This is a genomic window from Microbacterium sp. (assembly GCF_032084865.1).
GTDB lineage: Bacteria > Actinomycetota > Actinomycetes > Actinomycetales > Microbacteriaceae > Microbacterium.
This window is the reverse complement of sequence record NZ_DAMDLU010000104.1, coordinates 1-9765: the sequence shown is the minus strand read 5'-3', so window position 1 is coordinate 9765 and position 9765 is coordinate 1. Positions and strand designations below refer to the sequence as shown.

General features: G+C 69.3%; 9 protein-coding genes. 3 read left to right on the top strand and 6 right to left on the bottom strand.

All coding sequences use genetic code 11. The features are described from left to right. From RT309_RS10925 to RT309_RS10910, 4 genes are all read right to left on the bottom strand, one after another. Positions 1 to 1486, bottom strand: a 1486-nt coding sequence (locus RT309_RS10925; RefSeq protein WP_313356981.1) for a 3-hydroxyacyl-CoA dehydrogenase NAD-binding domain-containing protein, incomplete at its 3' end; no start/stop codon positions are given. 5 nt (positions 1487 to 1491) lie between these two features. Next, positions 1492 to 2697, bottom strand: coding sequence for a thiolase family protein (locus RT309_RS10920; RefSeq protein WP_313356979.1), 1206 nt, complete (start codon positions 2695 to 2697; stop codon positions 1492 to 1494). 74 nt (positions 2698 to 2771) lie between these two features. Next, positions 2772 to 3968, bottom strand: coding sequence for an HRDC domain-containing protein (locus RT309_RS10915; RefSeq protein ID WP_313356977.1), 1197 nt, complete (start codon positions 3966 to 3968; stop codon positions 2772 to 2774). Then, entirely contained in the window at positions 3961 to 4542 is a 582-nt protein-coding gene (locus RT309_RS10910) for a DUF3000 domain-containing protein (protein WP_313356975.1), read from the bottom strand. Before RT309_RS10910 ends, RT309_RS10915 begins: the two co-directional genes overlap by 8 nt. A gap of 25 nt (positions 4543 to 4567) precedes the next feature. On the opposite strand from RT309_RS10910, the gene RT309_RS10905 reads away from it, so the two are divergent. Beyond that, positions 4568 to 5716, top strand: a complete 1149-nt coding sequence (locus tag RT309_RS10905; protein ID WP_313356973.1) for an alpha/beta fold hydrolase — start codon at positions 4568 to 4570, stop codon at positions 5714 to 5716. A gap of 27 nt (positions 5717 to 5743) precedes the next feature. On the opposite strand, the gene RT309_RS10900 is transcribed toward RT309_RS10905, so the two are convergent. Then, a complete protein-coding gene (locus RT309_RS10900) occupies positions 5744 to 6175 on the bottom strand; it encodes a SufE family protein (RefSeq protein WP_313356971.1) in 432 nt (143 codons plus the stop codon). Between the two features lie 37 nt (positions 6176 to 6212). After that, the gene (locus tag RT309_RS10895) at positions 6213 to 7109 is read right to left on the bottom strand and encodes a sulfurtransferase (RefSeq protein WP_313356970.1); all 897 of its coding nucleotides are present in this window, start codon (positions 7107 to 7109) and stop codon (positions 6213 to 6215) included. 127 nt (positions 7110 to 7236) lie between these two features. Here RT309_RS10895 and zapE point away from each other — a divergent pair, with 127 nt between their 5' ends. Beyond that, positions 7237 to 8277 (top strand): cell division protein ZapE, encoded by a 1041-nt coding sequence (gene zapE / locus RT309_RS10890; protein WP_313356968.1) that lies wholly within the window; start codon positions 7237 to 7239, stop codon positions 8275 to 8277. 126 nt (positions 8278 to 8403) lie between these two features. After that, positions 8404 to 9639 (top strand): ammonium transporter, encoded by a 1236-nt coding sequence (locus tag RT309_RS10885; protein ID WP_313356967.1) that lies wholly within the window; start codon positions 8404 to 8406, stop codon positions 9637 to 9639. Positions 9640 to 9765: the final 126 nt, after the last annotated feature.

Sequence of the window (9765 nt, the reverse complement as noted above, 5' to 3'; positions counted from 1 at the left end):
CGATCAGCGGCATGACCGCGACCGGGTTGAAGAAGTGGAAGCCGACCAGACGCTCGGGGTGAGCGAGCGTCGAGCCGATCTCCTCGACCGACAGCGATGAGGTGTTCGTCGCGAGGATCGCGTCGTCGGCGATGATCTTCTCGATCTCGCCGAACACCTGCTGCTTGACGCCGACCTCCTCGAACACGGCCTCGATCACGAAGTCGCAGTCGGCGTACTGGCTCTTGTCGGTCGTGCCGGTGACGAGCGAGCGCAGCTTGTTGGCGGTGTCGCCGTCCAGGCGGCCCTTCTGTTCGAGCTTGCCGATCTCGTCGTGGATGTACGCCACGCCCTTGTCGACCCGCGCCTGGTCGAGATCGGTGATCAGCACCGGCACCTGCAGCCTGCGCACGAACAGGAGGGCGAACTGGCTGGCCATCAGACCCGCACCGATGATGCCGACCTTGGTGACCTTCTTCGCCAGCGCCTTGTCCGGTGCCCCGACGGGGCGCTTGGCGCGCTTCTGCACGAGGTCGAAGGCGTACATCGACGCGGCGAACTGATCGCCGGTGACGAGCTCCGCCAGAGCCTCGTCCTCGCGGGCGAAGCCTTCGGCCTTCGTGCCGCTCTTCGCCTTCTCGAGCAGCTCGAGGGCGACGTAGGGCGAGCGGGGCACGGTGCCGATCTTCGACTCCAGCATGCCGCGGGCCATCTTGATCGCGATCGGCCACTTGACGGTGCGCTCGATCTTGCCCGGCTCGTTCCTGCGCTCGACCTTCTTTCCGCCGAGTACCGCGTCGGCCCATGCCAGTGAGCTCTCCAGGAAGGTGGATGCCGGGAAGATGGCGTCCATCAGCCCGAGCTCGAACGCCTGCTGCGGCTTGAGCATGCGGTTCTGCTTGAGCGGGTTGGAGATGACGACCTCGAGCGCGTTCTCGATGCCGATGAGGTTCGGCACGAGATAGGCGCCACCCCAGCCGGGGATGATTCCGAGGAAGACCTCGGGCAGTGCGAGAGCCGCGGCGGATGCGTCGACCGTGCGGTAGGTGGAGTTCAGCGCGATCTCCATGCCGCCGCCGAGCGCGAGCCCGTTGACGAACGCGAATGACGGCACTCCCAGCTCGGACAGCGAGCCGAGCACCTTGTGTCCGAGCTGCGCGATCAGACGGGCGTTGTCCTTCGAGCCCACCCGGCTGATGTCGGAGAGGTCGGCGCCGGCGGCGAGGATGTACTGCTTGCCGGTGATGCCGACCGCCTGGATCTCGCCGGCGACCGCGCGGGCCTTCAGCGTCTCGAGCGTCTCGCCGAGCTCGGTGAGCGTGGCGGGCCCCAACGTGTTCGGCCGGGTGTGATCGCGACCGTTGTCGAGGGTGATGAGGGCGAGCACCTTGCCTGATGCGAGACGGATGTCGCGCACCGGGGAGTGCGTGACGACCTCGTCGTCGGCGAGGGCGGAGAGGGGCGTGAAGTCGACGCCGGCATACTGCTCGTTGATCGTGTCAGCCATCGCGGTCACTTCCTCTTCTTTCCGTCGTAGAACGGGTTCTCCCAGATGACCGACCCGCCCTGGCCGAGGCCGACGCACATGGCGGTGAGGCCGTAGCGCACGTCGGGTCGCTCGGCGAACTGCGCGGCGAGCTGGATCATCAGTCGGACTCCGGATGCCGCGAGCGGGTGTCCGAGCGCGATCGCGCCGCCCCACTGGTTGACGCGCGGGTCGTCGTCGGCGATGCCGAAGTGATCGAGCAGGGAGATGACCTGGATCGCGAACGCCTCGTTCAGCTCGAACAGTCCGATGTCCGAGATGTCGAGACCGGCCTTCTTCAGCGCCTTCTCGGTCGACGGGATCGGGCCGATGCCCATGATCTCGGGCTGGACGCCGGCGAAGGCGAACGAGACCATCTTCATCTTCGGGGTGAGTCCGAACTCCTTCACCGCGCCGCCCCCGGCCAGCAGCGACATCGTCGCGCCGTCGGTGAGCGGCGAGGAGGTGCCTGCGGTGACGCGACCGTGCGGGCGGAACGGCGTCTTCAGCGCGGCGAGGTCCTCCATCGTGGTCTGCGGGCGACGGCCTTCGTCCTCGGTGGCCAGGCCCCAGGCGCCGTCGGCGCCCTTGATCGCGACCGACACGAGGTCGGGCTGGATCTTGCCTGCGTCGTATGCTGCCTGCACCTTGTGCTGGCTGAGCATGCCGAAGCGGTCGGAGCGCTCCTTGGTGAGGTGCGGGAAGCGGTCGAAGATGCGCTCGGCGGTGACACCCATGTTGAGCGCGCCCGGGTCGACCATCTTCTCGGCGACGAAGCGCGGGTTCGGGTCGGCGTTGCCGCCGATCGGGTGGTGGCCCATGTGCTCCACGCCGCCGGCGAGGGCGAAGTCGTACATGCCGACGCCGATCGACGCGGCCATCGTGGTGACACTGGTCATCGCGCCGGCGCACATGCGCTCGACGGCCAGACCGGGGACGGTCTGCGGAAGGCCGGCGAGGATGGCGACCGACCGGCCGAGGGTGAGACCCTGGTCGCCGGTCTGAGACGTCGCGGCGATCGCGACGTCGTCGATGCGGTCGGCCGGCACGGCGGCGTTGCGCTCCATCAGCCCGATGGTCGCCTTGACGGCGAGGTCATCAGCGCGGGTGTTCCAGTACATGCCCTTTTCGCCGGCGCGCCCGAAGGGGGTGCGCACTCCATCGACGAAGTAGACGTCCGAGATCTCGGCCACTCTGCCTCCATAGGTTGGGGTTCTCGTCCAGCCTAGGAGCGGGGTTCGAGCGCCCGGAATCGGTTGGATCGAACCTACGAAGCGTTCGGGAACCCCTCGACGGCCGTTTGCGGCCCCTCTACAAACGCATCGACGATCTTCTGTGCGGTATGCGCAACCTGCCAGGGGCGAGCGCCGAGCTCGAGCAGCGCGGCAGCGACCGCCTCTGCGGTGAGGTCGGCCGGCGGCTGCCAGGCGACCCGGCGCAGGTGCTCGGGGGTCAGCAGGTTCTCGGTCGGCATGTGCAGCTCTTCGGCGAGGGCCTCGACCACGGGACGGGCCGCCTTCAGGCGCAGATCGGCATCGGGGTTGCGATCCGCCCAGGAGCGCGGCGGCGGAAGGGCGTCGCTCGGCACGCGCTCGCGAGGCAGATCCTCGGTGGTGCGACCGCGCTCGATCGCCGCCCACCATCGATCGATCTGGGTGCGGCTCGCACGCCCGGTGAACTCCTTGAGGCCGGAGAGCTCCTGCTTCGACCGCGGAGCGGCCAGCAGCGCGGCGAGCAGCGAGCGGTCGGGCACGAGACGTCCGGGGGAGACGTCGATCTGCTCGGCGTACTGCTCGCGCGCCGTCCAAAGCTCCCGTGCCACGGCCAGCTGACGGGCGCCGCGCACCTTGTGCAGGCCGCTCAGTCGTCGCCACGGTTCGTCGCGGGGCGGTTTCGGCAGGCGGTGCAGCGTCGCGTCGAACTCCTCCGCGGCGATCTCGGACTTGCCGGCGGCCTCTAGCTCGTCGACGAGTGCGTCTCGCACGTCGACGAGGTGCAGGACGTCGAGCGCCGCGTACTCCAGCCACGGGCCGGGCAGCGGCCGCGTCGACCAGTCGGCGGCGGAATGCGCCTTCGCGAGGGTGATGCCCAGGGTGTGCTCGACGACCGCGGCGAGCCCGAAGCCGTCGCTGCCCAGCAGCCGGGAGGCGAGCTCGGTGTCGAAGATCCGCGCGGGCTCGAGCCCGAGCTCGCGCAGCGACGGCAGGTCCTGACTCGCGGCGTGGAACACCCATTCGGTGTCGCCGATGGCATCCTGAAGCGGCTGGAAGCCGTCGATCGCGGGCGGATCGAACAGGAACACGCCCGCATCGCGGCGGAACACCTGCACCAGATACGCGCGCTGGGAGTAGCGGAATCCGGATGCCCGCTCCACGTCGACGGCCACCGGGCCCGAGCCCTGGGCGAGCGTCTCGACCGCCTTCTTGAACTCCGCCCGGTCGTCGATCACGGAGTATTCAGCCACGTGCGCCCTTTCTCGCGCCGAACACGGCGACGTCCTCTGATCCGGGTGGGAGCCCTGCGAGCATCCCGACCAGCTCCGCCCATGCTTCCACATGCGGGCGCAGCGGGGCATCCGGAGTCCACGACGCGCGAAGCTCGATCTGCGCCCCGTCGCCCTCGGCGGCGAGCGCGCCGAACCCCTTCGAGAGCATCTTGGTCGAGGTGCCGGATGCCGAGTGGTATGCGGCCTCGCGTGAATCCAGCGCGTCCACCAGCCACGACCAGGCGACGTCCGCCAGCAGCGGGTCGGTGCCGATCTCGGGCTCGAGCGGAGCCTGCGCGAACGCGACGATGCGCCAGGCGCCGCCCCAGGCATCCGGTGCGTCCGGATCGTGCAGCAGCACGAAGCGACCGGTGCCGTACACCGAGTCACCGTGATCGTCGGGTCGCACGTCGGCCGCGAGGGCCAGAGTGAAGGGCGCGAGCCCGGCGGGTGACGGGATCTCCCGCACGACGATGTCGGTGCGGAACGCCGTCTCACGAAGCTCTGCCGCCGCTGCATCGAACAGCGCTGCGGCATCCGGGTGTGCGCTCACGTGGACAGGCTAGAGTCGGGAGGCGATGAAGAGTCTCAGGCACGCCGTAGCCTTCGCCCTCCCCGCTGTCATCGCCGCAGGCGCTGCGGCAGGGGCAGCCGCCGTCCTGGCGACCGCTCGCCGCGTGGTGATGCCCTCGATGCGTCGCAACGACACGCAGATCCTCGCAGTCGACACCGGTGCGCAGACCATCGAGCTCTCGCGCACGCCCGACACCGAGCTGCCGGGACGGTATGGCCTGTTCACCACCGGAACCTACGGCTACGTCAAGCTCGGGGCGGTGCTCAGCGCCGACGCCACGAGCGTGCGCCGCAAGCTGCTGACGCAGATCGAGCCCGGCGCCCGCGTCGACCGCGACGCCGCGTTCAGCGGCTGGTACCACGTCTCACCGAGCGAACTGCACCTGCCCTGGGAGAACGTGCTCATCGGATCGCCCGCCGGTCCCTGCCCCGCGTGGCTGTTCCCGGCGGACTCGTCGACGTGGGTGATCCAGGTGCACGGGCGCGGCACGCTCCGCTCGGAGTGCCTGCGCGCCGTCCCCGTCATGAACGCGCTGGGCCTTCCGACCCTGGTCGCGTCGTACCGCAACGACGGCGAGGCGCCGCGCACCCGCGGCGGGAGCTACGCGCTCGGCGCGTCGGAATGGCGCGATGTCGACGGGGCGATCGGCTACGCGCTGCGCCAGGGCGCGCAGCGCATCGTGCTGATGGGCTGGTCGATGGGCGGGGCTATCGCGCTGCAGACGGCCGTCTCGTCCGAGCATCGGGATGCCATCGCCGGCGTCATCCTCGAATCGCCGGTCGTCGACTGGCGCACGGTGCTGCGCTTCCAGGCGCGTGAGGCGGGACTGCGCGAACCGCTGCCCGGGCTCGCGATGGGAGCGCTGGGGAACACGTTCCTGGCCCGGCTCAGCGGCGCCGAGGAGGCGATCCCGTTCGACCGACTCGACATGGTCGCCCGGGCCTCCGAACTCGCCGCCCCGATCCTCATCCTGCACAGCGACGACGACGGGTTCGTGCCGGCGGACGCGTCGCACGCCCTGGCGGAGGCCCGACCCGATCTCGTGACGATGCCCGAGTTCCACGTGGCACGGCACACGAAGATCTGGAACTACGACGAGGACGGCTGGTCGGCGGCGATCACCGACTGGATGTCGGCGCAGAACCTCGTCTGACCTCCGGCGCCGCGCGAAGGGTCGCCGTCAGCGCTTGGCTTCGACCTGACGCTTCGCGCGCATCAGCATCCCGGTCATGCCGCCGATCCGCAGCGGCGAGACGAGCCGCGTCAAGCCGATGCTCTGCGGATAGTCGTTGGGCACCGCGAGCACCTCGTCGGGGGTGAGGCCGGTCAGGCCCTGCGCGAGGATGCTCGCGAAGCCGCGCGTCGTCGGAGCCTCCGGCGGCGCCGTCGCGTGCATGGTGACGACGCCGTCGGCGACCTCGACGTAGATGTAGACGGGGGACTGGCACTCGGCGACACGCTCGGTCATCTCGGGATGCGCCGCGATCTCATCGGAGACGGGAGGGAGTCCGTTCGCGAATTCGAGCAGCAGCTCGAGTCGATCGGGCTCGGGCAGCTCGAGGAACTCGTCGCGGAACTCGGCGAGGGTGGCGGGAACGTGCGTGTCAGTCATCCCTGCCATCATCCCACCCCGACGCGGGGCAGGACGCTCAGAGCGTGCCGGGCTCGCTGCCGCTGACGATGGGCACGCGCACGGCGCTGCCCCACTCGGTCCACGAGCCGTCGTAGTTGCGCACGTTCTCGATCCCGAGCAGGTGCTTCAGCACGAACCAGGTGTGGCTGGAGCGCTCACCGATCCGGCAGTACGCGATGACGTCGTCGGCATCCTCGATGCCCGCCTGGTCGCGGTAGATCGCCTCGAGCTCGGCGCGGGACCTGAAGCCGCCGTCCTCGGCGACCGCCCGGCCCCACGGCACGCTCTGCGCGGTGGGAATGTGGCCGGCCCGGAGGCTGCCCTCTTCCGGGTAGGCCGGCGCCGTGGTCCGCTCGCCGTTGTACTCCTCGGGCGAGCGCACATCGATCAGCGGCCCCGTGCCGATGAACGCCAGCACGTCGTCCTTGTAAGCACGCAGCTGCGAGTCGTCGCGCTCGACGACGGGGTATTCGGTGGCAGGGCGCTGCGGCTTCTCGGTGGTGATCTCGCGTCCCTCGGCGATCCAGAGGTCGCGACCGCCGTCGAGCAGACGCACATCCTCGTGGCCGAACAGCGAGAACACCCACAGGGCGTAGGCGGCCCACCAGTTGTTCTTGTCGCCGTAGATGACAACGGTGTCGTCGCGCGCGATGCCCTTGCGGCTCAGCAGCTCGGCGAAGCCCTCGCCGTCGACGTAGTCGCGCACGACCGGGTCGTTGAGCTCGGTGTGCCAGTCGATCTTCACCGCACCGGGGATGTGCCCGGTCTCGTAGAGCAGCACGTCCTCGTCGGACTCCACGACCACGAGGCCGGGGGTGCCGAGCCGGGCGGCGAGCCATTCGGTCGTCACGAGGCGGCCGGGTGCGGCGTACTCGGCGAACTTGGGCGATGACGTGTCGTGATCGACGGCCACGGATGCTCCTCAGGGGTCGGACTCGGGTGGGCATGGCGACGGCGTAAAGTTGAGCCGTCCCCTATGACGATAGATCCCCTGGCGCGCACCCGCATCCGGATCGTAAGACTATGACCTCAGGAACGTGATGACCCAGCAGATCAGCACGGGCGTCGTGCACCTCACCGAGCTCACGCCCGTCGTGACCGGAACCGAGATGCTGGCGAGCCTCGTCCCTCCTCCCCAATTCGACGAGGCGACCTTCGACAGCTACCGCTCGGACGACCGCTACCCGTCGCAGGAGGCGACCAAGCAGCTGCTGCAGCGCTTCGCGGGCAAGGCGGACGCGCCGGCGAAGAAGGCGGGCCTGTTCCGCCGGGCGCCGAAGGAGACGCCGATGAAACCCGGCGTGTACCTCGATGGCGGGTTCGGCGTCGGGAAGACTCACCTGCTGGCATCCGTCTACCACGCTCTGCCCGCCCGCCGGAAGTACTTCGGCTCGTTCATCGAGTACACCGCCCTCGTCGGCGCGCTCGGCTACAAGAACACCGTCGACCTGCTGCGCGGTGCGGATCTGCTGTGCATCGACGAGTTCGAACTCGACGATCCCGGCGACACCATGGTGATGACGCGGCTGCTGGGCGAGCTGGTGTCATCGGGCACGAAGCTGGCGGCCACCTCGAACACCCCGCCCAACGCGCTGGGTGAGGGCCGCTTCGCCGCACAGGACTTCCTGCGCGAGATCCACGCGATGTCCGAGAGCTTCGAGACGCTGCGCATCGACGGCGTCGACTACCGGCAGCGCGCACTCGACGGCAGTGCGGTCGTGTCGGATGACGCGCGCTACACGCGCGTCATCGAGAGCGCCTCGGCGTCCGGCGCAGCGTCGGACGACGAGTTCGCGACGCTCATCAGGCACCTGGCCCAGGTGCATCCGTCTCGCTACATCCGCCTGATCGACGGGCTCTCGCTGGTCGGCCTGCGCGACGTGCGCACGCTGACCGACCAGTCCGAGGCGCTGCGCTTCGTCGCGTTCGTCGACCGGGTGTACGACGAGCAGCTGCCGATCGTCGCCACGGGAGTGCCGCTGGATCAGGTCTTCGCCGACGAGATGCTCGCCGGCGGCTACCGCAAGAAGTACCTGCGCGCGATCTCGCGTCTGAACTCGCTGACCCACTCCGCCGCCTGACGACGTCGGGTAACACGATCGTCACATCGCCTGCCGGGGTGTAACACCCCGGCAACACAGCGCGCCGTCGCCGGAAACATCGCCCGCGCAGACTGACCTCGTTCGTTCTACGGAGGAGGTTTCGACATGGATGCCACAGGCAACGTCTCGTGGGTGATCACCGCGACTGCGCTCGTGCTGCTGATGACGCCGGGGGTGGCGTTCTTCTACGGCGGCCTCGTGCGGGCGAAGAGCGTCGTCAGCATGATGATGATGAGCTTCGGTGCGATCGGCCTGATCGCGGTGCTCTGGGTGCTGTACGGGTACTCGATGAGCAGCGTGTCGTCACCGGCGCACTTCGCCGGGGATCCGTTCGCGGATCTCGGGCTGGCAGCGGCCGCCTCGGCACCGGATGCCAACGTCGCCCTGCTAGGCGTCGCCTACGGCGCGACGTTCGCGATCATCACCGTCGCGCTCATCTCGGGGGCGATCGCCGATCGCGCCCGGTTCGGACCGTGGCTGATCTTCGTGGGTGTCTTCGGCACGATCGGGTATTTCCCGATCGCGGCCTGGGTGTGGGGCGGCGGGTGGATCATGCACCTGGGCACCGCCCTGTTCGGAGAGGACAGCGGTATCGCCGTGATCGACTACGCCGGCGGCACGGCGGTGCACATCAACGCAGGGGCGGCGGCGCTCGCGCTCGCTCTCGTGCTGGGCAAGCGGATCGGCTTCGGACGTGAGCTGAGCAAGCCGCACAACGTGCCGCTGACACTGCTCGGCGCGGCGCTGCTGTGGTTCGGCTGGTTCGGTTTCAACGCGGGAGCCGAGTGGCTCTCGGACGACATGGGCGGCGTGGGCCTGATCGCGATCAACACGCTCGGGGCCGCTGCCGCCGGCATCCTCGGCTGGGTGCTCGTCGAGAAGCTGCGGGTCGGCAAGCCGACCTCGGTCGGCGCGGTGTCGGGCCTGGTCGCCGGTCTCGTCGCGATCACGCCCGCGTGCGCCGATCTCACTCCGGGCTGGGCGCTGCTGCTGGGGGCTCTCGCGGGTGCGTGCTGCGCGCTGGCTGTCGAGCTGAAGTTCCGTCTCGGCTTCGACGACTCGCTGGACGTCGTCGGCCTGCACCTGGTCGGCGGCCTGCTGGGCACGCTGTACCTCGGCTTCTTCGCCACGGGACAGGGTCTGTTCACGGGAGGCGACGCGCGACTGCTGGCCGTGCAGGCGATCGCCGCCGGGGGAGTGATGCTCTACTCGTTCGTCATCGCGTACACGATCGGGTTCGTCATCGAGAAGACCATCGGGTTCCGGGTCACGCAGGACGACGAGGTCGCCGGCGTCGACCTCGCGGTGCACGGCGAGGCGGGCTACGCCCTCGCGCGATGACCGACGGCTCGCGATGACCGGCGGCTAGGGTGAGCGGGTGAGCTCGAGCAGCAGGTTTCTCTCGGTCATCGTCGACATCCTCGGCAGGGCGCTGTCGCGCAGCGGCGGGGGCGGGCAGCAGGCCCG